Source organism: Herbiconiux sp. FW305-C-125 (assembly GCF_058783455.1).
In genome coordinates, this window is the sequence record NZ_JBYSYO010000001.1 from 1,414,472 (window position 1) to 1,438,979 (window position 24,508).

Here is a 24,508-nt window from a genome sequence, read left to right on the forward strand (position 1 = left end):
CAATGAACTTCCACGATTCACCGTCTCGAATGTCTGGAGCAGGCATGCCACCGGAGGTCTCCCCCGTCGCCGCTTGGGAGTCGCTGTTCCGCGCCCAGGTGACGGTGATGCGGCAGCTGGCGGCGGAGTTCCCCACCGGCATCGTGTCGCTGAACGAGTACGACGTGATGTTCAACCTGTTCATCCAGCCGCGCAAGATGCTGCGCATCCGCGATCTCGGCGAGAAGGTGCTGCTCACGCAGCCGAGCATCAGCCGTCTGGTCGACCGCCTGGTGGCGCGGGGCATCGTGGAGAAGAAGGACGACCCGAACGACGGACGTGGCACGCTGGTGGCGTTGACCCCGCACGGTGTGCAGGTCTACCGGCAGGCGGCGGTCATCCACGCCGAGTCGATCACGGCGCACATGACCGGGCACCTCTCGCCCGAGGAGCTCGACGAGCTCGCCCGCCTCTGCGACAAGCTGCGCGAGGGCGTCGCGGCGAAGTAGACCTTACGGCGCGGGCGCGGGCGGCGGCTTCGGAGTGCGGAAGGCCTGGAGGTTCGCCAGGGCGACGCCGCCCAGCACGATGACGCCGCCGACCACCTGCGCCAGGGTGAACGGCTGGCCGAGCAGCAGGGTCAGCACGGCGGTGAACACGGTGATGAGGTTGAGGAACACTCCGGCCCGCGCGGGCGGGATGACGCCGAGGGCGCGGTTCCAGAGCAGGTACGACAGCACCGAGGGAAACACCACGATGAAGGCGAGCGCGCCCCACACGCTCGGCGAGCCGGGCAGCGCCGGACCACCGGTGGCGAGCGAGACGGGCGTGAGCACGACGACCGCGATCACGGCCTGCACCGCCGTCGCGGTGATGGGCGGGATGCGGGGTGCTCTGCGGCCGAGGATCGTGTATGCCGTCCAGGCCACGATCGCGCCGACCATGAAGACGTCGCCGAGACCGAAGCCGCCGTCGAAGAAGCCCGCGAACGAGCCGCGGGTCAGCACGATCAGCACGCCGACGAGGGCCAGCAGGATGCCGACGACACCGCTCGCCCCGAGCCGCTCGCGGAGGAAGAGCACGGCCGCGACGCTGATGAGTGCGGGGTTGAAGGCGTTGATGAGCGAGGCGTTGAAGGCGTCGGTGTACTGCAGCGCGGTGTAGAGGAGCAGTGTGTAGGCGATGACGCCGGTCGCGCTCAACGCCACGAGCCAGGGCCACGCGCGCACGACGTCGCGCCAGCGCGGCCGCTCGATCAGCTGTGCGAGCACGAGCAGCGGCACCGCGGCGAAGGCCCAGCGCAGCAGCACGAGACTGAGCGGGTCGAGCGCGGCCACCGCGGCAGCGCCCACGACGTAGTTGCCCGCCCAGAACAGCGCCGCCGCGAGCAGCGAGAGCGTGGCCACCACCACGGGTCGCCGGCTCACTCGTCGCTCCGCCCGCTCGCCACCCGCCCCACGATACCGAGTGCGCACTCCGGGGCGGGTGTCGGCGGTCCGGTGTTGAATGGGGGCATGAGCGAGGGCACGAGCATCGTCTGGTTCCGCGACGACCTGCGGGTACGCGACAACCCGGCCCTCACGGCCGCCGTCCGGCGCGGCGACCCCATCGTGTGCCTGTTCGTGCTCGACGACGAGAGTGCGGGCATCCGGCCCATCGGCGCGGCCTCGCGCTGGTTCCTGCACGGGAGCCTGACCGCGCTGGCCGCCGAGCTCGACGAACTCGGGTTGCGGCTGACGCTGCGGCGCGGCCCGGCCGAGCGCGTGGTCGGTGCGGTCGTCGAGGAAGTCGGCGCCACCGCCGTGTTCTGGAACCGCCGCTACGGCGAAGCCGAACGCACCCTCGATGCGGCGCTGAAGTCGTCGCTCCGCGACGCCGGCCTCACTGTCGAGAGCCTCCAGGCGAGCGTGCTGTTCGAGCCCTGGACCGTTCTCACCGGGCAGGGCGGGTACTACAAGGTCTTCACCCCGTTCTGGCGCTCGGTGACCTCGGGGCCGCCGCCGCGGCATCCGCTGCCCGCACCGACCGCTACCGCCGCCGGTGCCGAGCTGCACCACCGCCGCCTCGACTCCGACGACCTCACCGACTGGGCGTTGCTCCCCACCCGCCCCGATTGGGCGAGCGGCCTCCGCGAGCGCTGGCAGCCGGGCGCGGCGGGCGCCCACGAGCGGCTCCGCTCCTTCCTCCGGAGCGCCATCGGCGACTATGTCGATGAGCAGGACTTCCCCGCCGAAGACGCCACCTCGGGGCTCTCGCCGCACCTCCGCTTCGGCGACGTCAGCCCGTTCGAGGTGTGGCACGCGGTGGAGCAGCACCGGGCGCGCGTTCCGGGTGACGCGAAGGGCGCATCCGCTTTTCTCCGCCAGTTGGTCTGGCGCGAGTTCGCGTACCACCTGCTCTATCACCTGCCGACGATCACGAGCGAGAACATGCGGCCCGAGTTCGACCGGTTCCCCTGGGCCGAACCGAGCAGCGACGAGCTCGAGCGCTGGCAGCAGGGCCGAACGGGCATCCCGCTCGTCGATGCGGGCATGCGCGAGCTCTGGCAGACCGGTGTCATGCACAACCGGGTGCGCATGGTGGTTGCGTCGTTCCTGGTGAAGAACCTGCGGGTCGACTGGCGGGTGGGCGAGGCCTGGTTCTGGGACACCCTGGTCGACGCCGACCCCGCGTCGAACGCCCTCAACTGGCAGTGGGTGGCCGGATCGGGCCCGGATGCCGCACCCTACTTCCGCGTCTTCAACCCCGAGTTGCAGGCGTCGAAGTTCGACCGGCACGGTTCGTACATCCAGCGCTACGTACCGGAAGCGGGAACGGATGCGTACCCCGAGCCCATGGTCGACCTCGCCGAATCGCGGCGCGCGGCCCTCGACGCCTATGCCACGATCCGCTGACCCGGTTCCGCCGGGCGATGCACCGGCGCGGTGCACAATGGGTGGATGACCAGACGTGGCCTGTTCCTCTTCGCCGCGCTCGGAATCGCGTGGGGCATCCCCTACCTCTTCATCAAGGTCGCGGTCGGTGAGCTCGACCCGGCGATGGTGGTGCTCGCACGGGCAGGGCTCGCCGCGATCCTGCTGCTGCCCCTCGCCTTCTTCCGCCGCGAGGTCGGCACGGTGCTCCGGCGGTGGAAGCCGCTGCTGGCCTACACGGTGGCCGAGATCATCCTGCCGTGGTACTTCCTGAGCTCGGCCGAACAGCGCATTCCGAGCTCGACGGCGGGGTTGCTGCTCGCGACCGTGCCGTTGGCGGGGGTCGCGGTGGCGTTCGTGCTGGGCCGGCCCGAGAAGCTGTCGCTCCTCAACTGGCTGGGCCTCGTGGCCGGCATGGCGGGCGTGGCCGTGCTCGTGGGCTTCGATCTCGCGGGTTCCGACCTCATCGGGGTGGCCGAGATGGCGGTCGTGGTGGTCGGGTACGCGGTCGGCCCGGCGATCCTCGCGCGCTGGATGTCCGACCTCCCGGGCGTGGGCGTGGTCTCGCTCTCGCTCGCCATCACGGCGGTGGTCTACGTGCCGTTCGTGCTGTTCACCGGCGCCTGGCCGTCGGCGTGGCCGTCCGCATCCGTGATCGGGTCGATCGTGGTGCTCGCTGTGGTCTGCAGTGCCCTCGCGTTCATCCTCATGCTGGCGCTGGTCGGCGAGATCGGCCCGGTGAAGGCGACGACGATCACCTACGTGAACCCGGCGGTGGCCATCGCCGCGGGCGCCCTGGTGCTCGGCGAACGGGTGACGGTGTGGACGCTCGTGGGTTTCGCGGTCGTGCTCGCGGGCTCGTACCTCGTGACGCTGCGCCGCCGCTCCCCCACTCCGCCCGCGCCCGCGGGCCCCGAGGAGGCCGCGGCCCTCGACTGACCTCCTCGCGAGGAGGGACGCGGGTCGCCAGGGGTCAGTATCCCGAGAAGGCGTCGCGGCGCACCGAGCGGGCTCCCGCGCGGCGCAGTTCGTGCGCGACGTGGTCGACGAACCCCGGCGGGCCCGAGACGTAGGCGCGACGGCCGCGCAGGTCGGGCACGGCCGCCGCGAGCGCCGCCGACGTGACCCGGCCCGGGCCGAGGTACTCCCAGCCCGGCGGCAGGTCGCCCGGTTCCGACGGTGCACTCACGAGCACCCGGATGCCCGCTGCCACGAGCTCGTCGGCATAGACCAGTTCGTCGGCCGAGGTGACCGAGTAGACCAGCACCACGTCGACCGGCCGGCCGACGCCGCGCGCGCGATCGGCGAGCTGGCTCACGAACGGCGTGATCCCGATGCCGCCGGCCGCGAACAGGAGCGGCACGCCAGGGTCGGCCGGCAGCAGGAAGTCGCCACCGACCCAGGTGGAGCGGACGACCGCCCCGGGCTCGAGGGTCGCCAGCGCGCGCTTGAACGAGCTCGACGGCTGGCTGAGCTTGATGCCGATGCTCAGCCGCGACGGGTCGTCGGCGGGCGACGCGATGCTGAACATCCGTCGCGCACCCCGGCTGTCGACACCGCGGTGCGGGACGGTCAACTCGAGGTACTGCCCGGGCCGGAAGCCCACCGGGCGCACCGGCTCGAAGTCGAACGCGGCGCTCGTGGGGCTCAGGTCGCGGCTGCCGACGAAGCGCAGGCGCACCGCGCGTCGCTGACCGAACGCGAAGGCCACCACGTTGCCCACCACCAGCGCGATCTCGGGCGAGGAGTACACCGGCCCGAACTGGTACGGAATGCCGAACAGCACCGCAACGACACCGGCCACCAACAGCTGCTGCCACCGGCGCGGTGGCAGGGTGAGCGGCTCACTCAGCATGAACCCGGCCAGGAACACGGTGGGGAACGAGCTGAGTGCGAGCCACAGCGCATCGGGCACCGACTGCCCGAGGTCGACCAGGCGCACGGTGATGATGACGGTCGCGAGCACCACGAAGCTCAGCCCGATCGTGAGTTTGCGGGTGCGGTAGAGCACGATCAGCGCACCGACCGCAACGAACGGCAGCAGCACCGGGTTCGCCACCCACCACCCGGCGATGTTCAGCGTCGAGAGCGTCATGATCACCGCCGCGGCCGCCACCGGGTTGAGCACGTGCCGCCCCCGGATGGCCAGCAGGTACTTCGACGCCGACGCCACCACCCCGCTCAGCGCGATCAGCAGCAGACCCGCGGGGTCGGCGGTGGGCAGGAACACCATGAAGACGAGGAGCCCGGTGATGACGGATGACTCGAGGTGCGCCCGGGTGCGGAACAGCAGCCCGAACACCCAGCCCGACACCATCGTGGCCACGAGTGCGACGACGACGCTGAGCAGCAGCTGCAGCGGCGTGTAGAACAACTGCCCCAGGGCGCTCGCGACGACCGCGATCAGCGCGATCGCCCCGAGCACGACGACCATCAGGCGGTACATCGTGACACGCCCGAGCACGGTGTCGAGTCGGGATCTCATACGAACAGCTCTCCTTGGAAATCGCGCGAACGCTCGGCGCGACCGTCGGCGTAGAAGCGCACATAGCTGAAATGGAATGTCTCGGCGAGACGGTGGGCACCCGTGAAGAACAGGGCGGTCGCGAGGCCGTCGGCGAGGGCCGTGTCGGCCGCCACCACCCACGTGGCCACGACCTCACGGGCCGGGCTGCCGGTGCGGGCGTCCAGGATGTGGTGCAGTCCGTCACCCCACCGCCGGCGATTGCTCGCAGAGGCGCAGAGCGCAGTGTTCTGCACCTCGGCCACGCCGATCGCCTGGCCGGCGGCGAACGGATGCTCGAGACCGACGCGGATCGGCTCCGGCCCCGCATGCACCAGGTCGCCACTGGCGTCGACGACGTAGCAGTCGACGCCGTGCTCCCGCAGCACGCCCGCCACCAGGTCGACCAGATAGCCCTTGCCGGCGGCCCCGACGTCGATGACGACGGGCCGGCGCGTCGTGAGGGTGCGGCCGTCGCGGGCGACGTCGGCATTCCACGTGGGCCGGGCACGGGCATCCGGTGCCGCATCCGCCGACACCGCCGCGGGCCGCAGTGAGTAGTCGCGGTCGTAGCCGAGCAACTCGAGCTCCCGCCCTACGAGCGGGTCGACGGCGCCGTCGGTCGCCGCGGCCAGGCGGTCGTAGAGCGAGAACAACTCGGGTGCGTCGTCGGGGAACTCGTAGCGGCCCGGATGCTCGGCCACCGCGGTCACGAGCGAGTCGGCCCGGAAGCGCGAGTAGCTCGCGTCGAACGCCTCGACGCGGTCGAGGACGGCACGGCGCACGTCGTGCGCCAGCGGTTCGGGCGTCTCGATCTGCCAGCGCGTGCCGATCGCCTCGAAGTCGAACTGCGCGTGCCCCGAGGTGGGCGCGGAGCCGGTCATGGTGCCGCCCTATGAGGCGTCGGCCTTGATGGCGTCGATCGCCTGGTTGAAGCCGCCGCTCGTCAGGCTCGATCCGGCCACCCGCGAGACGTCGATCTCGTCGATGTTCTTGCCCACCACGACCGCGGCGATCCCGTCGGCGAACTGGGTCTGATACTGCACAGCCGTGGGGTTGGTGGCCTCCGGCGTCACGGTCACCGCGGTGATCACGTCTCCGGCGAGGGTGACGGAGACGTCGATCTCCTCCTTGCCGTTGGGCGAGATGTAGTTGCCCTTGGCGTCGTAGGTGCCGTCGGCGTAGGTGGAGCCGCCTGACGCATCCGGAGCGCTCGTGCTCTCGGCGGGTGAGGTGGCCTGCGCCGACGGAGTGGCAGCTGCGCTCGGCACCGTCTGCGCATCGGCGGGAGCACCGCCCGCGTCGGTCGAACACCCCGCGAGGGCGACGGCGATGGAGACACCGGTCATGGTGGTGAGTGCGATCTTCTGCTGGCGAGTGATCATGTGTTGTCCCTGTCGTGTGGCGATGGCGTCGGCGACGGCGGCGACTGAGGCGAAGGTATCGCTCAGTACTGGACAACGGCTGCGCGGGCCGATTCGTTCAATCGGCCGAGCCGGACTTCTGACGCCGCAGCCGGCGCAACGTGCTGATGGTGCGTTGTTCGGGCAGGCTCCAGCCGAATCGCACCGCGAGCACGCGGATGAGGGTGGTGACGATGACGCAGCCGACGCCGGCGACCGTGATGTCGGCACCGCTCGAGACGGCCGAGACGAGGAAGACCGCCCCGGCCGCGGCGGCGACGGCGTAGAGCGAGCCGACGTGCATCACACCGATGGGGAGCCCGAGCAGGATGTCGCGGAGCATGCCGCCGCCGACCGCGGCCGCGATCCCGACGAACACCGCGGGCACCACGGGCAGGCCGACCGAGAGCGCCTTGCTCGCGCCGATGGCGCAGAACAGCCCGAGGCTCACCGCGTCGAGGATGGTGATGGCGACGTTCAGCCGCGAGAACAATCGTTCGAGCAGCATGCCGAGCAGCGCGGCGACGATGGCGACCGGGATGTACCAGTTCGACTCGAGCGCCGCCGGCACCTGGTTGAGCAGCAGGTCGCGCACGACACCGCCGCCGAACCCGGTGACCACGCCGATGATGCCGACGCCCAGCAGATCGAGCCGGCGGTCTTTGAACTGGGCGGCGAACATCGCGCCCTGCACGCTGCCGAGAGCGGTGGCACCGAGGTCGAGCCAGAACGGGATCTCGAACTGCTCGGCGACCATCCCCCAGTCATATCACGCGGCCGGATCCCGCGGGGCTCAGCGCGGCGGTGGGATCTCGCCCGATCCGCGATGCACGAGATGGGTCGGGATCTCGATGTGCCGGGTGGGCGCGGTCGGCGAATCGATGCGCTCGAGAGCGAGGCGCGCCGCCGCCCGCCCGATCGCCATGGTGTCGTAGGCGACCACCGAGATGCCGAGCATGTCGGCGAGCTCGAAGTCGTCGAACCCGATCAGGGCGATCTCCTGGTGGCGGTCGCGCAGTTCGTGCATGGCCCCGGCCGTGGCCCGGTTGTTGCCCGTCACGATCGCGGTGGGCGGATCGGCCGATTGCAGCAGCGAGCACACCGCTTCCTGCGTGCTGATGGCCGGGTCGTCGTGCAGCCGCTCCCACTGCTGGGTCTGGGTGATGCCCACCTCCCGGAGCGCCTGACGGTAGCCGCGTAGTCGCTCGGCGACGGTGAAGATGGTGGAGGGGTTGCTCACGAAGCCGATGCGCCGGTGACCGAGCGCTGTGAGCGACCGGACCGCCTCGGCCATGCCCGTGCGGTTGGCGAGCACGACGGTGTCGGCGACGAGATCGGTGGGCGGCCGGTCGACGCCCACGATCGGGGTGCCGAGTTGCCGCTCGCCCTCGAGGTAGCCCTGGTTGCCCGCGATCGGGATGAGCAGCAGCGCCCGCACCCGCTGCGCCAGCAGGATGTCGACCACGCGCGCCTCGCTCTCGGCCGAGTCGTCGGTGGTGGCGAGGAGCATCGTGAAACCGCGCTCAGAAAGCTCCTGCTCGATGCCGGCGGCCACGTGGAAGTAGAACTGGTTTCGGATGTCGCCGATGACGAACGCGACCGTGTTGGTGACCCCGCCTCGCCGGAGGTCACGGGCCAGGGTGTTCGGGCGGAAGCGCAGCTGACCCGCGGCCTCGAGCACCTTCGCCCGAGTGGCCGCCGAGACGTTGGACGACCCCGAGAACACGCGCGAGACCGTCTTCGCACTGACACCGGAGAGCCGTGCGACGTCTTCCAGGCGCGCTCGAACGCGTGTTGGCTGTTCTCGGTTGGCGTCCATGTCAGCGTCGGAACTCCTTGGTTTGGATGGCATCCTATCAATGCCGGGGCGACGTCTGACGGTCGGCGAAAAACGCCCCCGAAGGAGTGGCAAAAGGATCGTGTTCGATTCGTTATCGAGCCGAAGGAGCGCGACTTGACGGGTCGACTTAGGATTGCGATACTCAGTACCTCGCGTTTGCCAACGTTGACATCACGAGGTACCGACAAGCAACGACCACGGTGAATGCGAAGGAGCTGACACGTATGGGTTCAGCACTGCCCCCCATCTTGGAGATGCGTTCCATCACCAAAGAATTTCCTGGTGTGAAAGCGCTCTCAAACGTCTCGATGACCGTTCGTGCCGGCGAGATCCACGCGATCTGCGGCGAGAACGGGGCGGGCAAGTCCACCCTGATGAAGGTGCTCTCGGGGGTCTACCCGGCCGGCAGCTACAGCGGCGAGATCTGGTTCCAGGGCGCGCCCGTCGCCTTCCGCGACATCCGGGCCAGCGAAGACGCGGGAATCGCGATCATCCACCAGGAGCTCGCGCTCATCCCCGAGCTCTCGATCACCGAGAACATCTTCCTCGGCAACGAGATCACCCGGTTCGGCCGCATCGACTGGGTCGAGTCCAAGCGCCGCGCCATCGACCTGCTCGCCCGCGTCGGCCTCAGCGAAGACCCCGACACCCAGATCAAGAGCCTCGGCGTCGGCAAGCAGCAGCTGGTCGAGATCGCGAAGGCCCTGTCGAAGAACGTGAAGCTCCTCATCCTCGACGAGCCCACCGCCGCACTCAACGAAGACGACTCGCAGCACCTGCTCGACCTCATCCTCGGCCTCCGTGGCCGCGGCATCGCCTCGATCATGATCAGCCACAAGCTCAACGAGATCGAGCGCATCGCCGACTCCATCACGATCATCCGCGACGGCAAGACGGTCGAGACGCTCGACGTGCACGCCGGCGGTGTCGATGAGGACCGCATCATCCGCGGCATGGTCGGGCGCTCGCTCGAGAGCCGGTTCCCGCCCCGCACCGCGACCATCGGCGAGGTGTTCTTCCAGGTGAAGAACTGGACGGTGCAGCACCCGCAGGTCCCCGACCGCCTGGTGGCGAAGGGCTCGAACCTCACCGTGCGGCGCGGCGAGGTGGTGGGCCTCGCCGGCCTCATGGGCGCCGGGCGCACCGAGCTCGCCATGAGCCTCTTCGGCCGCTCCTACGGCACCTACATCGACGGCCAGATCATCAAGGACGGCAAGCCCGTCGTGCTGCGCGACGTGCAGGCGGCCATCGATCACGGGCTCGCGTACGTCAGCGAGGACCGCAAGTCGCTCGGCCTCAACCTCCTCGACACCATCGAGCGCTCGATCGTCTCGGCGAAGCTGTCGAAGATCGCGCCCGGCGGAGTGATCGACTCCCTGCGGGAGTTCTCGGTGGCCGAGGAGTACCGGCAGCGACTACGCATCAAAGCGCCGGATGTGGGCGTCGGCGTCTCGAAGCTGTCCGGCGGCAACCAGCAGAAGGTGGTGCTCGCCAAGTGGATGTTCACCGACCCGGATCTGCTCATCCTCGACGAGCCCACCCGCGGCATCGACGTGGGCGCCAAGTACGAGATCTACACGATCATCCAGGAGCTCGCCGCACAGGGGAAGGGCGTGATCCTCATCTCCAGCGAGCTGCCGGAGCTGCTGGGCATGGCCGACCGTATCTACACCGTCTTCGAGGGCCGGATCACCGATGAGATCCCGGCGTCGGTCGCGACGCCCGAGAACCTGATGCGAAGCATGACGTCCGAGAGAGAAAAGGCAAGAGCATGACGACCTCCACCTCCACCGTCCCCGCTCCGTCGGCGCCGGGCTCCGAGCCCGAGAAGAGCGGCGGCATCCGCGACCTCCGGAAGGTCTTCGGGCGCGGCCAGTCGACGGCCCGTCAGTTCGGCATCCTGGGCTCGCTGATCGTCATCATCGTGCTGTTCCAGATCCTCACCGGCGGGCTGACGCTCTCGCCGACGAACCTGATCAACGTCGTGCAGCAGTACTCCTACATCTTGATCCTCGCGATCGGCATGGTGATGGTCATCATCATGGGTCACATCGACCTGTCGGTGGGCTCGGTGGCGGCGTTCACCGGCATCGTGGTGGCCAAATCGATGGCCGACTGGAATCTGCCCTGGCCGCTGGCGATCGTGCTCGGCCTCGTCGTGGGCGCTCTGATCGGCGCCTGGCAGGGCTTCTGGGTGGCGTACATCGGCGTGCCCGCCTTCATCGTGACGCTCGCCGGCATGCTCATCTTCCGTGGCGCCAACCAGGTGGTGGGCCAGTCGACCACCATCCCGGTGCCGCCCGACTTCGGCAAGATCGGCGCCGGCTACCTGCCGGAGATGGCGGTGGCGTTGCCCTTCAACGTCTGGACGATGATTCTCGGCCTGCTCGGCGCCGCCTGGATCGTGGTGAACGAGGTGCTCTTGCGCCGTCGCCAGAAGCGCACCGGTGCCTCCTCCGCCCCGCTCTGGGTGTCGGTGCTGAAGGTGGTCGTGATCGGCGGGATCATCCTGTTCGCCGCCTGGCTGTTCGCCACCGGCCGGCCGGGCACGAGCTTCCCGATCTCGGGCATCATCCTCGTCGGGCTCGTCATCATCTACTCCTTCATCACCAACAACACCACCTTCGGCCGCCGCATCTACGCGGTCGGCGGCAACCGGGTGGCCGCCACCCTGTCGGGCGTGAAAGACCGCCGCATCGACTTCTTCGTGATGATGAACATGTCGGTGCTGGCCGCCCTGGCCGGCATGATCTTCGTGGCCCGCTCCACCGCATCCGGCCCGCAGGACGGCAACGGCTGGGAGCTCGACGCGATCGCCGCCGTGTTCATCGGTGGCGCGGCGGTCTCGGGCGGTATCGGCACGGTCATCGGCTCCATCATCGGTGGTCTCGTGATGGCGTTCCTCAACAACGGTCTGCAGCTGCTCGGCGTGGGCGCCGACTACGTGTCGATCATCAAGGGCCTCGTGCTCCTGGTGGCGGTGGGTGTCGACGTGCTGAGCAAGGCCAGCGGGCGGGCGTCGATCCTCGGCGTCTGGCAGGCCCGGCGCAACGCCCGCCGCGAGATCCCCGAAGAACCTCCGGCCGTGGTGCCCTCGGCCGGAACAAACGAGACGAGTCGGCCGGCCGATCTGACGCGCAGCTAGCGTCCGGCGACAAGCACCACCCGTCTCACCAACCAAGAGAAAGTGATCGATCAATGAAGAAAATCGCTTTGGCCGCAACCGCGGTCCTGGCAGTCGCAGCGCTCTCGCTGGCGGGCTGCTCATCCGACCGCAGCGGAACGAGCACCGGCACCGACAGCACCGACGCCGCATCCGCCGGCTTCCCGGCCGACTCCACCATCGGCGTCGCCCTCCCCGACAAGACCTCGGAGAACTGGGTGCTCGCCGGAAAGCTGTTCGAAGACGGTCTCAGCCAGGCAGGCTTCAAGCCCGACGTGCAGTACGCGCCGGCGTCGAACACCGTGGCCGAGCAGCAGAACCAGATCTCGGCCATGATCACGAACGGGGCGAAGGTCATCGTGATCGGCGCGAAGGACGGCAAGCAGCTCGGCACCCAGCTGCAGCAGGCTGCCGACGCGGGCGTCAAGATCATCGCCTACGACCGACTGATCGAGAACACGCCGAACGTCGACTACTACGTCGCGTTCGACAACTTCAAGGTGGGTGAGCTCCAGGGCCAGGCCCTGCTCGACGGCCTCAAGGCCCGGTCGGGCCACGACGCGCCGTGGAACATCGAACTGTTCTCCGGCTCGCCCGACGACGCCAACTCGGCGGTGTTCTTCAACGGTGCGATGAGCGTGCTGCAGCCGAAGATCGACGACGGCACCCTCGTCGTCGGCTCGGGTCAGACCGACATCAACCAGACCGCGACCCAGGGCTGGAAGGCCGAGAACGCGCAGTCCCGCATGGACTCGCTGCTGACCTCGACCTACGGTTCGAAGACCATCGACGGCGTGCTGTCGCCGAACGATACCCTCGCCCGCGCCATCCTCACCTCGGTGCAGCAGGCCGGTAAGGACGTCAAGACGTTCACCGTCACCGGTCAGGACTCCGAGGTCGAGTCGGTCAAGTCGATCATGGCCGGCGACCAGTACTCCACCATCAATAAGGACACCACGCTCCTCGTCGCTCAGACCATCGACATGATCAAGGCGCTGCAGCAGGGCAACGAGCCCGAGGTGAACGACACCGAGCAGTACGACAACGGTGTGAAGATCGTTCCGGCCTACCTGCTGCCCCCCGTGATCGTCACGAAGGACAACGCGGCCGAGGCGTACAAGAACAACCCGAGCCTGCTCGAGATCGTCAACGCGGGCTAGTTCGAGCGCGACGCGCACAGCGGGGGTCCTCACCGATCGGTGAGGGCCCCCGCTTCGCGTTGCCTTATGCTCATCAGAGACGACATTTGTCGAGAAACCGGCCCTCGGGCCCGCAGGGTTCGGGGGAACGATGCGCCCATCCACGCGCGTGGCAGTGCTTGTCGCGGCGGTCGTCGCCGCATCCGCTCTGGCGGGGGCGCCGGCCGCTGCATCGGGCACTGTGCTCCCGCATCCTTCGACCGACCCGGTCGCCGTGAGCCCCTCGCAGCTCGGCCCAGCCGCCCCCGACGAGTCGTTCCCCGTGCCGCCCGACCCCAGCGAGTTGCCGGCACTGCCGATGCTGAACAACGACGCCCCGATGCCCGACGCGTCAGTGAACGCCAGCGGCACTGCGCTCGACCCGGAGCGCCGACTGGCACCCGCCGCGGCGGGCGAGGATCCGGCGCTCGCTAACGTGACGGTCACCGTCTCCACCGACGGGACGCCGTGGACGGATCCCGGACAGGTCACGGTGTACGCGGTTCGACCGCAGGACGCCTATTGGGTGGAGTTCGGCACCCACACCTCGCTCGGCGACTTCTCCGCGTCGATGTGGCCGGCCGAGTACCGGTTCTACACGTACTACGAGGGTTCGGCGAACCTCGTCAGTCCCGAACTGGTGACGATGACCCTCGAGCCGGGGCAGAACTACCACCTCGACCTGGTGTTGCGTCGCGGCGCGACCCTCAGCGGAACGTTGCTCACCGAAGACGGCACTCCGGTGGCCGATCCGCGCATCTGGTACGGCGAGCTCACCTGGGGCCTGCCGTCGCTGTCGCCCACCGCGTTCGACTATCGTCCCGATGGTTCGTTCACCATCTCGCGCCTGTACGGCGGCGACTACAACTTCTACTTCGACAGCACCTCGTCGATCCCCGCCGTGCGCGGCGAGTACTGGCGGGACACCCAGGAGATCGACCAGGCATCGAAGATCCACGTCGACGACCAGGCCGACGTGGTGGGTATCGACGTGGTGCTCGACGACGTGAACTCCCTTCGTGGTGTCGTCCGCACGAAGGACGCCCACGGCACACTCGTGCCGGCCGCGAACGTCGAGATCACCGCATCCGGCTACTCCGGCGTGTCCTGGCACACGGATGCCCAGGGCGTCTTCAATGCGTACGGCTTCCAGGACGGCTCCTATGCGTTCCGGTTCGGAGCCACCCCGGGCGGACCGAAGTGGGGGACCATCATCACCGACCCGGTGACCTTCACCGGCGGGACGATGGTCGTCGACGACTACGACGTCGAGATCACGCTGGGCGGCGACATCACCGGAGCGATCAGCTACGTCGAGCACGACGGCGACGCACCCCAGCCCGGCGACGGCATCGTCGTGCAGGCTTCTCGCCTGAATGCGTCGACCGGCGCCTACCAGCCCATCGCCTCGGCGAACGGTCCGGCTTACCGACTCGCCAACCTCGCCCCCGGAAAGTACCTGCTCCGGTTCGTCGACCAGCGCGACCGCGACGTCCGTGACGAGTACTTCGACAACACCCCGTACGTCGACGAGGCCCGACTCGTGACCGTGACATCGGGCGGCACCGTCACCGGAGTGAACGCCCAGCTCGACCCGTGGCTGGTGTGGCTCTGGCAGTACGGCGGCGACACCCGGTACGACGTGGCGCGGACGATCTCAGAAGCCGCGTTCTCCCCCGGCGTGCCCGTGATCTACATCGCCAGCGGCGAGAAGTACCCGGACGCCCTGAGTGCCGGCCCTGCGGCTGCGCGCCAGAACGGCGCGATGCTGCTCGTGGCCCACGACCAGGTGCCGCAAGCCACCCGCGACGGGATCGCGCATCTGAAACCGCAGAAGCTCGTGGTGGTCGGTGGCACGGCGTCCATCTCGGCCGCGGTGTTCAGCCAGCTGGCGGAGCTGCAGCCCAATATCGTTCGTATCGCCGGCGCCGACCGCTACGAGGTGTCGCGCAAGGTCATCGACTACGCCTTCTGCGGTGAAAAGGCGGCGACCTGCGAGCGCGGCGCGGACACTGTGATCATGGCGACGGGCGCCAACTTCCCGGATGCGCTGTCGGCTGGCCCTGCGGCCGCACACGTCGATGGCGCGGTACTGCTCGTGCCGGGCGGCAACGACGACGTCGACCAGGCCACTCGCGCGTTGCTCAGCCGTCTGCACACCGAGACGGTCTACATCGCGGGCGGAACGGCATCCGTCAGCTACGCCATCGAACAGGCACTGCAGACGACGGTGCCGGGGGCGGTCTGGCGGCTGAGCGGCGCCGACCGGTTCGAAGCCTCAGCGAACATCAACGCTCAGATCTTCGGGAGCGGCGAGACCGCATTCATCGCGTCGGGGCTGGTGTTCGCGGATGCCCTTTCCGGAGGCCCGTCGGCTGCGACCGTCGATGCGCCGCTTTACCTCGTGCAGAAGGAGTGCTGGCCGCCGACCGTCTGGCACGAGATCACCACGCACTACGAGCCGGTCGACCTCATCCTCCTCGGCGGGCCGAACACGATCGGCAAAGGGGTGTCCAACGTCGAATGGCTCTGCTGACCATCGAGCGCCACCCGGCCGCCGCTACTGGGCCGGGGCGGTGGGGGTCGGGGTCGGCAGGAGCGCCGCGATCTCCGCGTCGGTGAGCGGCACCCAGGGCGAGCTGTCGGGGTCAGAACTCGACGCCTCGGGGCTCTGCGCCTGGTTCCACCATTTCGCCTCATAGGGCACACCGTCGAAGAGCACCCGGGCGCCCTTCTCGTAGGTCGCCGTGCCCGCCCAGTCGGGGAAGGTACCGGCCGGCAGGGTGACCGGCTGGTAGGGCTTCTCGCCCGGAAGCACGGGGCCGACGAGCGACCAGGGGGTCTCCCAGTCGTTCAGTACCGGGTCGTCGGGAACGTCACCACGGGTCCACCATTTCGCCTGGTAGACGTTGCCGTGCCAGACGATCTTGGTGCCCTTCAGATACGACGACTCCTCGGCCCAGATCGGGTAGGGGCTGGTGTCGGGGTTGTCGACGACGGGCTCGTCGGGGTCGGGAGTCGTGGTCGATGCCGCCGAGGCATCCGGCCGGCCCGTGAATCCGGGCGACAGCAGACCGGCGAAGGTCTGGTCGCCCTGTTCGATGCCGCTGCAGGCATCCGACACCCGTTTGAGGTCGACGTAGTTCGGGCCACAGGTGGCATCGCGGTTCAGCGACCAGAGCGAGAGCCTGCCGAGCCCTTGCTCGGTGGCGAAGGCGTTCAGCGCCGAGGCATCGGCCAGGCCGAACACGTCGGCCTTCTCGTCGTTCTGACCGGCCATCGGGGTGGCGCCGATCTTCGACCAGAGCGTGGCGTCGGAGAGCGGCAGGTCGGCCTTCGAGTAGAGCGCCCCGAGCTGACGGTGCGTGGCGTTCAGGGCATCGATCGAGGCATCCGCCATCGAGTCGGCGCCACGGCTCGCACCGTAGTTCATGGTCATCACGTTCACACCGGCGAGGTCGACACCCGCGGCGAGCATCTGGGCCACCGCGGTGGTGCCCTCCTCGGTGAGGCCCGAGGGTGCGACCGGGAGCGTCAACCAGACGGCGAGCTCGCCGCCCGAGGCCCGCTTGGCCTGCTGCAGGGCGGCGATCGCGGCGGCACGACGCTCGCCCGCCGCGGAGTCGCTGAGCGCGTCGCCCTCGACGTCGAGGTCGATGGTCGACAGGTCGTAGCGGTCAACCACGGAGGTGTAGGCCGCCTCGAGCGCGGCGGGGTCGGTGCATCCGGTCGCCAGCTCGGCGTTCGCCTGTCCGCCGAACGAGACGATCACGTCGCCGCCCGCCTGCCGCAAGCGCGCGATGCGGCGATCGAGGTCGAGTGCGTGCGACGCGTCGTCGAGTGTGTAGGCGGCGCCCCAGGTGGGCGTGCAGGCGTCGTCGGGCGAGGCCACCACGAACGAGAGCACGACGTCGCGGTCGGCGGGCTCGGCGGGGGTCTCGAAGGCATAGGTGGGTGTGGCTGTCACGTCGACGTAGCCGGCGAACCACGGATTCGCGGTGTCGGCGCGCGCCGAGTCGAAGCTCTGCACGGCGAAGAAGGCACCCACCGACAGTGCGGCCACGACGACGAGGGCGATCACGACGCGCAAGGGTGACAGGCGCTTGCCGCCGTGCAGGCCGGATGCTCGAGGGGCGGCTGCGGGCGAGTGGGGTGTCGGGGCGCTCACGCGGCGCTCCGGCCAGCTCCTGCGGGGGCAGGGTGCTCGACCGTGACGTCGGTTCGCGACCCGGCTCCGCCGGCGGCCAGTCCGCGGGCCTTCACGGCCCGCTCGGCCTGCGGCTTCCGCGGCACCCGTCGCGCCCGGCGGCCGGATGCGCGCTCGGACAGGTCGGCGGGATTGCCGTGGTAGAGCAGCGAACGCCAGTCGATCGCGTCGTGAGCGCCCGAGGGCCCGTCGTCGGACGCACCGGACCCCGCATCCACCGCACCGCCCGCCGCGCCCGGGCCGCGCTCGCCCCGGGACACGCTCGGGGCCGGCTTGGGGTCGACGTACAGCCACCTCGTGAGGCCCAGCCAGATGTCGACGAGCGACGCACCGATGCCGATGTAGGTCAGGATCGCCCAGGCGGCGAGCGTCGCGTTCAGCGCCGCGAAGGCCGCGTTGCCCCAGTTGTGCGCGCCGAAGTCACGCCAGAAAGTGAGCACCGAGAACACGACGATGGCGTAGGGCGCCACCACGTAGAGCAGCGGGGCGGCGGTACGATTGCGCACCTTCGGGGTGCGGGCGAACGGGATCTTCTTCGACGAGATCGCCTGCTCGAGCGACTTGATCACACCGGCCAGGTTCACCGGCAGGAGGATGAGGTTGAAGCCGTAGATGCGGAAGATGTCGGTGAACCGGTACCCCGAGTAGCGCAGGTCGCTGCCCATGGCGATGAAGTAGGGCAACGCCGCGACGAGCACCACCGGGCTCAGCAGGCGGCTGTCGTAGGGGTAGGCGAGGAGGAACACCAGGCCGAAGCTCGCCCAGGTGATCGACGCCATGTAGTTGATGCGCAGCATCATCTCGCCGATGTCCACCGGGTTGCCGGCACGCTTGCGTGCCCGGATCTGCCGCCAGAACTTGGGCAGGATGAGCAGACCGCCGTTGGCCCAGCGCCGCCGCTGCACGATCAGCGAGCCGAAGTCGGGCGGGGTGGCGCTGTAGCTGAGGCGCTCCGGGTAGTTCACGAGGGTCCAGCCGTGCAGCCCCAGGTCGACGCTCGACTCGGTGTCTTCGATGACGGTGCGGTCTTGCACGTAGCGGCGCACCTCGAATCCGCCCACCGTCTCCACTTCGACGATGTCCTCGAGGGCGGGCTTACGGATGACGGCGTTCGCACCCACCCAGAAGGTGGCGCCGTAGTAGGTCATGCCCTGGTGCTGGATGTGCTGCAGGTCGGTGGTGGCCCCGGCCAGGCGCTCGATGCGGGTCGGTGCGCCACGGAACGAGGAGTACGGCGTCTGCGTCACCGCGACCCGCTCGTTGTCGGGCTGCTCGAGGAAGTAGACGAGCCGGAGGCAGTACTCGCGCAGGAGCAGCGAGTCGGCGTCGAGCGTGAGGAGGTAGCCGGCATCCGGCACTTCGTAATCGGCCGGGTCGGCGATGCCGACGGGGCGCAGGATGATGCCGTCGGGGCTCTGCTCCTCGCGGTAACGGCCGCCCATCAGACCGATGTACGAGTTGAGGTTCATCGCCTTGTTGGCCTCGTGTGAGAGCGAGGCGTACTTCTTGCGCTCGAAGGTCTCGAGGTCGGCGGTGAAGATCCAGAGCAGCCGGCGGTGCAGTTCGAGCATCCGCTCGGCCGTGGGCTGTTCGCCGGACTCGAGGGCCACTTCGAGCGCGTCGGCGGTGACGATGAGGTCGTAGGCGAGACCGCCGAGGACTTGTTCCACGAAGAAGGTGTCGACGTGGTCGGTGCGCTCCTCCTCGTCGGCCATGCCCTGCAGCCAGGCCGCAGCCTCGACGTAGGAGTGGGCCAGGCGGCGTACGTCGGATGCCCGCACCACGCCGCCACGCATCAGCTGCTCGCCCTCGAAGCTGAGCATCGAGTCGAGGGCGCGGTCGCGGGGTTCGCGGAGTGCGTCGGCGATGCCTTGCGCGATCGAACGGGACGTCTCGAGGCGTGCGGCGACGGCGGGGTCGGTGGGGAACGGCGGGTCGTCGAGCAGGAGGACGACGCGGAGGCTCGGGTACTCCTGGAGGGCGGCCGACCACAGCGTCTTGCGCACGACAGCCGGCTCTTCGCTGTAGGAGGGGACGAGCACGGTCATCGCCTGGTGCGACAGCGAGAAGTGGGCGTCGAGCTCGGCGCGGGGCACGCGCACGTGGTCACGGAAGCGCTGCAGTGCGCCCTGGCGCGCGATGAGATACATCAGCGCGGAGAAGGTGAGGAACGTGACGACCACCAGGTAGGAGATCGCCTCGGTGGTGAAGCGGAAGCTCTCGGTGCCGTTGTTGAGGAACTGGCGGACGATCGTGTACACCACGTACGTGACCCAGGCGGCGACGGTGATCACGATGGCCAGGCGGCCCCAGGTGATCTTCGCATCGCTGGGGACGGCGTGAACGGTCGAGAGGGGCTCAGTGTTGCGCTCCGCGCCGAGCTGTCTCTTTCGGGCAGGCGAAGCCAATTGGGTCGTTGGCATGGGTTCCTCGGGTCGAACGATGTTCTGTTGAGAAGGGGCGGTGCGTGTGAGAAGGGGCGGTGCGTGCAGCGAGCGTTGGGGACGCTTGGGGTGAGCTGCACGCACCACCGCGGCATCGAGCGTTGGGGTCGCTCTCTGATGCCGCGGACGGCGGGCGGGGGGTGACCGCGGGCCGTCCGAGTCTTTTCGGGACCGGTGGCGGGTGACCACCGATCCGGGAGTGACATTACTCCGGAAGGTGCGGTGATTTCACCTGCTCTCAGATTGGCGTGGCGGGCTCCCTCCAGTAGGGGTCATGGTGCGCCTAATCATTCCTTGATCAGGCACTATGAACTCCGCCCCAGGAGCTGATCGGACGGTTTTTGAGGCGTCCTTAAGGTGGCCCTGGCGAGATCTTGAGGTAATGCTGCCCAAATCTTTGGGCTTCACGCAGGCAGGCCGCCCCTGTTCGTGGGGCACGGGCGCGGTGCATCGCGCATCGAGGGCGCCTGCGAGATAGCCGGGTGGCTGAATCTGATCTCTTACTTCATTTATCTGATCTCTTGCGATAGCCTCGGTTCCGAGACGGGGAGGTCTGCGATGATCAGCAGGCGCGGGTTCATGGCGGGAGTGGCGGGAGTCGCAGGTGCCGGGCTCATGGCGAGCTCGCCATGGGCGGCGGCGCCCCGACCTCTGAAGCCGCGGGCGCCGCACCGGTGCTCACCATGATCGGCAGCGACCTCGTGGCCTTCTACATGGTCGCAGCCCAGAACTACACGATGGCGTCACGGATGACCCGGATGCGTGTGAGCAGCGACGGCGGGGACACCTGGGGTCCGGTGACGGTGCCGACAGTGACCAGCGCGCACATCCACGGCCAGCCGACCAACGGCGGCAAGGGGTTCCAGTTCCCGAACGGGCGCGTGGTGATCCCCGGTCGCGGTTGCCTGGACGGCAGGCAAGCGCATCCCGAAGGCGACCACGACCACCCGGTACTCCGACCTCGACGTCACCGACGACGGGATGATCACGGTCGCCTACATCGAGAACTCCCCCACCACGACGAATGGTCACGCCCTCAGCACCGTGCGCTTCGACCTCGACTGGCTGCAGTCGTGACCGCGTGCTGAGCCGGATCGTGGTGCCCGCGGACACCGGCGAGCCGCGGCACAGCGAAGCCAGCGCGGTGCGCCTGCGCGACGGCAGCATCCTGCTCGCCTGGTCGGCGTTCTCGGCAACCGCGGGGCCGCCGCCCGGAACCGAGAGCGACGACCCGACCGCCCGCGAGTGGGCTCACTCGCGCGACAACAACCCCGGCCGCATCGACGCCGTGCGGAGCGTCGACGGCGGCGCCACCTGGGGCGAGCGCCGCACCCTGGTGTCGCACGCCGCCAGGGATGGCATCAACGTGATGCAACCCGCGTTCGCCCGGCTGCCCGACGGCAGCCTCGCCCTCAGCCACAGCGACCGCACCTCGCGTGCGCGCTCACGGCGGCTCATCCAACGGAGCGAGGACGAGGGATCGACGTGGAGCGAGCCGGTCGATGTCAGCGGCCTCGACGGCTACGTCACCGCCGCGCACGACCGCCTCGTCGTGCTGCGCTCCGGCCGGCTCGTGCAACCCCTGCACCGTCTGGCGGACGGGTCGATCGCCACCCTCGTCGCCTGCTCGGACGATGCCGGCCGGAGCTGGCAGCTCTCCGCCCCGCTCGAACTCCCCCAGCCGGTGCCGGGCGCTCTGTACGGCTTCTGGGAGGCCGCCGTCGCGGAGTTGCACGACGACTCCCTCCTCCTCATGGGCCGCACCGCGCTCGGCCAGCTGCACCGCAGCCGCTCGCACGACGGCGGCCGCACCTGGAGCGCTCCCGAACCCAGCGGTGTCGTGGCGCCGTCGGCTCCTGCGCTGTTGCGGGCGGCATCCGGCGGCCGGCTGGTGCTCCTGCACAACACCGGGTACCGCGCGGGCGAGCTCATGCAGGGTCCGCGCTCCCCGCTGCTGCTCTCGACGAGCGTGGATGGCGGCACCACCTGGCAGCAGCAGACCGCGCTCGAGAGCGCCGGCGACCGGTGGTTCCACTACCCCTCAGCTCTCGTCGAGGGTGAGCGGGCACTGGGGAGCTACAGCGTGACCGATGTGTCGACCCGCGAGTGGTCGCTCGCGGCGAGGTGGGTCCGTCTCTAGGAGAGCACGTCCTTCGACGCGAAGCGGCCGTAGGCGAGCGCCCCGAACACCACCACGTAGCCGAGCTGCAGCAAGGCGTTGGCGCCGAACGACGACCACTCGATCGGCTGCCGCAGCAGATCGGCGAAATCGAGCCAGTAGTAGCTGAAGAGCCACGGATGCAACCACTCCGTCTGCGACAACTGCCCCAGCACCTGCGACACGATCGAGATGACGACGGTGGCGGCCATGGCGCCGACCGGGGCATCCGTCAGCGTGGAGATGAACAGTCCGATCGCGCTCAGGCCGAGCAGACCCAGCGTGACGTACCCCGCGATCAACAGCGACCGCAGCAACGACTCGCCGACGCTCACACTGTCGCCCGAGAGCAACGTCACCGGCCCGACGGGGAAGAGCGCGATGCCGATCAGGATGCCCGCCAGCGCCACCGTCACCGTCGCCGCGAGGCAGAACACCGCCGCAGCCGCGTACTTCACCACGAGCAGACGGATGCGCCCCACCGGCGACACGAGCAGGTACCGCAAGGTTCCCGTGTTGGCCTCCCCCGCGATCGAGTCGCCCGCCACGACCCCGACGGTGAGCGGAAGGAAGAGCGGGATCGAGACGACGAGCGCCGTCATGCCGACGAACAGGCCGTTCTGCGTGATGCGATCGAGGAAGGCCGGGCCGCGCCCGTCGCCGCCGTCGGTGAGGCGGATGGCGACGGCGATCAGGATGGGGATGGCGGCGAGCGCCGCCAACATCGCCCAGGTGCGGCGCCGCCGGAACAGCACACCGAGCTCGGAGACGAAGAAGCCCCAGCCGACGGCCCGACGCGGCCGGCGCGCGACGAGAACGGAGGGCGCCGCGGACGACTCACTGGACAACGTCGAACCCCTCCCCCGTGAGTGCCACGAACAGATCCTCGAGCGATGCCCGCTGCACCGCGAAGCCGCGCACCCGAACACCGTCGCGCACCAGCGCCGCGACCACGTCTTCGGGGGCGACCCCGTCGGGAATGGGCGCCGTCAGTTCGGTCTCGGGCCCGGGCAGCACCTCGGGCGGCAGACCGAGGGAGACCAGGATGCGCGCTGCGAGCTCCGCGTCGGACGCCGGCACGAGCACCTGCGCACGGGTGGTGCCGGCGCGCCGCAGCTCGTCGAGAGTGCCCTGCGCCACCAGCCGGCCGCCGCTCATGACGGCGGCGTGGGTGCACATCTGCTCGATCTCGGCCAGCAGATGGCTCGACACGAACACCGTCGTGCCCGTCGACGCGAGCGAGCGGATGAGGTTGCGCACCTCCCGAGTGCCCTGCGGGTCGAGTCCGTTGGTCGGCTCGTCGAGCACGATCAGCTCACGTGGAGCGAGCAGGGCGTTCGCGATGCCGAGCCGCTGCTTCATGCCGAGCGAGTAGGCGCGCACCTTCTTGCCCGCGGCGTGGGTGAGCCCCACCCGCTCGAGGGCGTGCGAGACGCGGGCCGCGCGACTGGCGGAGGGCGCGAATCCGTCGGCCGCATCCAAGCGCCGAAGGTTCGCCGTGCCGGAGAGGAAGGGGTAGAAACCGGGCCCCTCGATCAGCGCCCCCACGGCCGGCAGCACGCCGGCGAGCCGCCGCGGCATCTCCTCGCCGAGCACCCTGATCTCGCCCGCCGACGCCTGGGCGAGCCCCAACAGCATGCGGATCGTGGTGGTCTTGCCCGACCCGTTGGGCCCGAGGAAGCCGAACACGGCACCCTGCGGCACCGCGAGATCGACGCCGTCGACCGCGAGTTGCCGGCCGAACCGCTTGGTGAGACCGGTGGTCTCGATGGCGAGGGCGCTCATCTACCTGAGGCCCGTACGATACCCGAAGCCCGTTCGGCCGGGGCTCACCGGGCCGGCGTGGCCGACGCGGCAGCGGCCTGCAGCGCCGACACCGGAACAGCCCCGGCGAGCACGCGCCCGTCGTCGGTGACCAGCACCGAGAGCAACGCGGTCTGCAACGCCTTGCCGCCGTCGACCGGCGTCAGCAACTGCCCGACGAGGGGCGACGCACTGAGTTCGGATGCGTCGGCCCCGACGGCGAGCGAGACGATCGAACCCCAGCCCTCGCCGGTGACGACGGGCTCCGGATGCCCGGACGCGCCCTGCGTCGACCCGTCGCCGCCGGCTGGCAGCTCGTCGCGCGACGGGAACGGCTTCTCGGTGACCGTGGTGCCCTCCGGGGCGGTGAAGTCGAACAGGTCACCCGACGGCGCGTCGAGGGAGAGATCGGTGAAGCCGACACTGAAGGCGGGCGAGGACGCGCCGCGGGCGAGGACCTCCACCTCGAGGGGCAACCCGGTCTCGGAGTCGACCGCGATCGACACCGAACCCACGAGGGTGTCGTCGCCGCGCGGGGTGAGCACGAGATCGTAGGCAGAGCGGCCGGCCACCGAGGTGTCGGGGCCGAGGCTGACGTCGGTGCTCGGGTCGACGGCGTCGAGGAAGCGCTGCGCCACCTGGCCGGGCGTCGCGACATCGGTGGGGAGCGGCGCAGGGGTCTCGCCCTGCGCGAGGGTCGAGGGGTCGGGAAGGGTGGTGTGCACCGCCGTGTCGTCGCTGGAGTCGTAGAGCCAGACGTCACTGCCGTTGCGGATGGCGTCGCGCTCGGCCAGTTGGTCGAGCAGCTGCACCCGCAGCTTGTCCGGGCCGTCGACGTAGACGCGGGCCGAGTGGTCGGTGGTGAGCAGTTCGAGGGCGGAACTCAGGGACGCGTCGTTCTCGGCTGCCGAGGTCGAC

The 24,508-nt window shown here is 69.4% G+C and carries 20 protein-coding genes; 9 read left to right on the plus strand and 11 right to left on the minus strand.

Going from position 1 to position 24,508, the window contains the following annotated elements; all coding sequences use genetic code 11:
* Nucleotides 1-44 precede the first annotated feature (44 nt).
* Nucleotides 45-488, plus strand: a complete 444-nt coding sequence (locus AC3WLB_RS07260) for a MarR family winged helix-turn-helix transcriptional regulator (RefSeq protein WP_492504584.1) — start codon at nt 45-47, stop codon at nt 486-488.
* A 3-nt stretch (nt 489-491) separates the two neighbouring features.
* Here the strand turns inward: AC3WLB_RS07260 and AC3WLB_RS07265 are convergent, their stop codons facing one another.
* Nucleotides 492-1,406, minus strand: coding sequence for a DMT family transporter (locus AC3WLB_RS07265; RefSeq protein WP_492504586.1), 915 nt, complete (start codon nt 1,404-1,406; stop codon nt 492-494).
* A gap of 87 nt (nt 1,407-1,493) precedes the next feature.
* On the opposite strand from AC3WLB_RS07265, the gene AC3WLB_RS07270 reads away from it, so the two are divergent.
* A complete protein-coding gene (locus tag AC3WLB_RS07270; protein WP_492504588.1) occupies nt 1,494-2,873 on the plus strand; it encodes a cryptochrome/photolyase family protein in 1,380 nt (459 codons plus the stop codon).
* Nucleotides 2,874-2,918: 45 nt separating this feature from the next.
* The gene (locus AC3WLB_RS07275) at nt 2,919-3,830 is read left to right on the plus strand and encodes a DMT family transporter (RefSeq protein ID WP_492504590.1); all 912 of its coding nucleotides are present in this window, start codon (nt 2,919-2,921) and stop codon (nt 3,828-3,830) included.
* A gap of 34 nt (nt 3,831-3,864) precedes the next feature.
* Here the strand turns inward: AC3WLB_RS07275 and AC3WLB_RS07280 are convergent, their stop codons facing one another.
* The 5 genes from AC3WLB_RS07280 to AC3WLB_RS07300 all read right to left on the minus strand — a co-directional run bounded on the left by AC3WLB_RS07280 (nt 3,865) and on the right by AC3WLB_RS07300 (nt 8,616).
* Nucleotides 3,865-5,376, minus strand: coding sequence for an FAD-dependent oxidoreductase (locus tag AC3WLB_RS07280; protein WP_492504592.1), 1,512 nt, complete (start codon nt 5,374-5,376; stop codon nt 3,865-3,867).
* Nucleotides 5,373-6,278, minus strand: coding sequence for an FAD:protein FMN transferase (locus tag AC3WLB_RS07285; protein ID WP_492504594.1), 906 nt, complete (start codon nt 6,276-6,278; stop codon nt 5,373-5,375). Before AC3WLB_RS07285 ends, AC3WLB_RS07280 begins: the two co-directional genes overlap by 4 nt.
* Nucleotides 6,279-6,287: 9 nt before the next feature.
* Nucleotides 6,288-6,779 (minus strand): hypothetical protein, encoded by a 492-nt coding sequence (locus AC3WLB_RS07290; protein WP_492504596.1) that lies wholly within the window; start codon nt 6,777-6,779, stop codon nt 6,288-6,290.
* A 97-nt stretch (nt 6,780-6,876) separates the two neighbouring features.
* A complete protein-coding gene (locus AC3WLB_RS07295) occupies nt 6,877-7,554 on the minus strand; it encodes a trimeric intracellular cation channel family protein (protein WP_492504598.1) in 678 nt (225 codons plus the stop codon).
* Nucleotides 7,555-7,590: 36 nt separating this feature from the next.
* Nucleotides 7,591-8,616, minus strand: coding sequence for a LacI family DNA-binding transcriptional regulator (locus AC3WLB_RS07300; RefSeq protein ID WP_492504600.1), 1,026 nt, complete (start codon nt 8,614-8,616; stop codon nt 7,591-7,593).
* 245 nt (nt 8,617-8,861) lie between these two features.
* On the opposite strand from AC3WLB_RS07300, the gene mmsA reads away from it, so the two are divergent.
* The 4 genes from mmsA (at nt 8,862) to AC3WLB_RS07320 (ending at nt 15,514) form a co-directional block, all read left to right on the plus strand.
* The gene (gene mmsA / locus AC3WLB_RS07305; RefSeq protein ID WP_492504602.1) at nt 8,862-10,412 is read left to right on the plus strand and encodes a multiple monosaccharide ABC transporter ATP-binding protein; all 1,551 of its coding nucleotides are present in this window, start codon (nt 8,862-8,864) and stop codon (nt 10,410-10,412) included.
* The gene (gene mmsB / locus AC3WLB_RS07310) at nt 10,409-11,782 is read left to right on the plus strand and encodes a multiple monosaccharide ABC transporter permease (RefSeq protein WP_492504604.1); all 1,374 of its coding nucleotides are present in this window, start codon (nt 10,409-10,411) and stop codon (nt 11,780-11,782) included. Before mmsA ends, mmsB begins: the two co-directional genes overlap by 4 nt.
* Before the next feature lie 53 nt (nt 11,783-11,835).
* Entirely contained in the window at nt 11,836-12,960 is a 1,125-nt protein-coding gene (locus tag AC3WLB_RS07315; protein WP_492504606.1) for a substrate-binding domain-containing protein, read from the plus strand.
* Between the two features lie 148 nt (nt 12,961-13,108).
* On the plus strand, nt 13,109-15,514 hold the full coding sequence (locus tag AC3WLB_RS07320) for a cell wall-binding repeat-containing protein (RefSeq protein WP_492504608.1): 2,406 nt from the start codon (nt 13,109-13,111) through the stop codon (nt 15,512-15,514).
* 24 nt (nt 15,515-15,538) lie between these two features.
* On the opposite strand, the gene AC3WLB_RS07325 is transcribed toward AC3WLB_RS07320, so the two are convergent.
* Both AC3WLB_RS07325 and AC3WLB_RS07330 read right to left on the minus strand, forming a co-directional pair.
* Nucleotides 15,539-17,146: a chitinase gene (locus AC3WLB_RS07325; protein WP_492504610.1), complete on the minus strand. Its 1,608-nt coding sequence runs from the start codon at nt 17,144-17,146 to the stop codon at nt 15,539-15,541.
* On the minus strand, nt 17,143-19,608 hold the full coding sequence (locus AC3WLB_RS07330; RefSeq protein WP_492504612.1) for a glycosyltransferase family 2 protein: 2,466 nt from the start codon (nt 19,606-19,608) through the stop codon (nt 17,143-17,145). The genes AC3WLB_RS07325 and AC3WLB_RS07330 overlap by 4 nt, the downstream gene beginning before the upstream one ends.
* A 579-nt stretch (nt 19,609-20,187) precedes the next feature.
* Between AC3WLB_RS07330 and AC3WLB_RS07335 the strand changes: the two genes are divergently transcribed.
* Nucleotides 20,188-20,316, plus strand: a complete 129-nt coding sequence (locus AC3WLB_RS07335; RefSeq protein ID WP_492504614.1) for a twin-arginine translocation signal domain-containing protein — start codon at nt 20,188-20,190, stop codon at nt 20,314-20,316.
* Between the two features lie 412 nt (nt 20,317-20,728).
* Nucleotides 20,729-21,769 (plus strand): sialidase family protein, encoded by a 1,041-nt coding sequence (locus AC3WLB_RS07340; RefSeq protein ID WP_492504616.1) that lies wholly within the window; start codon nt 20,729-20,731, stop codon nt 21,767-21,769.
* Here the strand turns inward: AC3WLB_RS07340 and AC3WLB_RS07345 are convergent.
* The 3 genes from AC3WLB_RS07345 to AC3WLB_RS07355 form a co-directional block, all read right to left on the minus strand.
* Entirely contained in the window at nt 21,766-22,635 is an 870-nt protein-coding gene (locus AC3WLB_RS07345; protein WP_492504618.1) for an ABC transporter permease, read from the minus strand. The two genes, AC3WLB_RS07340 and AC3WLB_RS07345, sit on opposite strands and share 4 nt — an antisense overlap.
* Nucleotides 22,625-23,572, minus strand: coding sequence for an ABC transporter ATP-binding protein (locus AC3WLB_RS07350; protein WP_492504620.1), 948 nt, complete (start codon nt 23,570-23,572; stop codon nt 22,625-22,627). Before AC3WLB_RS07350 ends, AC3WLB_RS07345 begins: the two co-directional genes overlap by 11 nt.
* Before the next feature lie 44 nt (nt 23,573-23,616).
* A partial coding sequence (locus AC3WLB_RS07355; RefSeq protein WP_492504622.1) for a LolA family protein occupies nt 23,617-24,508 on the minus strand: 892 nt, incomplete at its 5' end.

Coding starts and splice junctions, on each gene's coding strand:
- AC3WLB_RS07275 (WP_492504590.1), top strand. CDS start 2,919: ATGACCAGACGTGGCCTGTTCCTCTTCGCCGCGCTCGGAATCGCGTGG.
- AC3WLB_RS07335 (WP_492504614.1), top strand. CDS start 20,188: ATGATCAGCAGGCGCGGGTTCATGGCGGGAGTGGCGGGAGTCGCAGGT.
- AC3WLB_RS07290 (WP_492504596.1), bottom strand. CDS start 6,779: ATGATCACTCGCCAGCAGAAGATCGCACTCACCACCATGACCGGTGTC.
- AC3WLB_RS07315 (WP_492504606.1), top strand. CDS start 11,836: ATGAAGAAAATCGCTTTGGCCGCAACCGCGGTCCTGGCAGTCGCAGCG.
- AC3WLB_RS07270 (WP_492504588.1), top strand. CDS start 1,494: ATGAGCGAGGGCACGAGCATCGTCTGGTTCCGCGACGACCTGCGGGTA.
- AC3WLB_RS07295 (WP_492504598.1), bottom strand. CDS start 7,554: ATGGTCGCCGAGCAGTTCGAGATCCCGTTCTGGCTCGACCTCGGTGCC.
- AC3WLB_RS07350 (WP_492504620.1), bottom strand. CDS start 23,572: ATGAGCGCCCTCGCCATCGAGACCACCGGTCTCACCAAGCGGTTCGGC.
- AC3WLB_RS07330 (WP_492504612.1), bottom strand. CDS start 19,608: ATGCCAACGACCCAATTGGCTTCGCCTGCCCGAAAGAGACAGCTCGGC.
- AC3WLB_RS07260 (WP_492504584.1), top strand. CDS start 45: ATGCCACCGGAGGTCTCCCCCGTCGCCGCTTGGGAGTCGCTGTTCCGC.
- mmsA (WP_492504602.1), top strand. CDS start 8,862: ATGGGTTCAGCACTGCCCCCCATCTTGGAGATGCGTTCCATCACCAAA.
- mmsB (WP_492504604.1), top strand. CDS start 10,409: ATGACGACCTCCACCTCCACCGTCCCCGCTCCGTCGGCGCCGGGCTCC.
- AC3WLB_RS07285 (WP_492504594.1), bottom strand. CDS start 6,278: ATGACCGGCTCCGCGCCCACCTCGGGGCACGCGCAGTTCGACTTCGAG.
- AC3WLB_RS07280 (WP_492504592.1), bottom strand. CDS start 5,376: ATGAGATCCCGACTCGACACCGTGCTCGGGCGTGTCACGATGTACCGC.
- AC3WLB_RS07300 (WP_492504600.1), bottom strand. CDS start 8,616: ATGGACGCCAACCGAGAACAGCCAACACGCGTTCGAGCGCGCCTGGAA.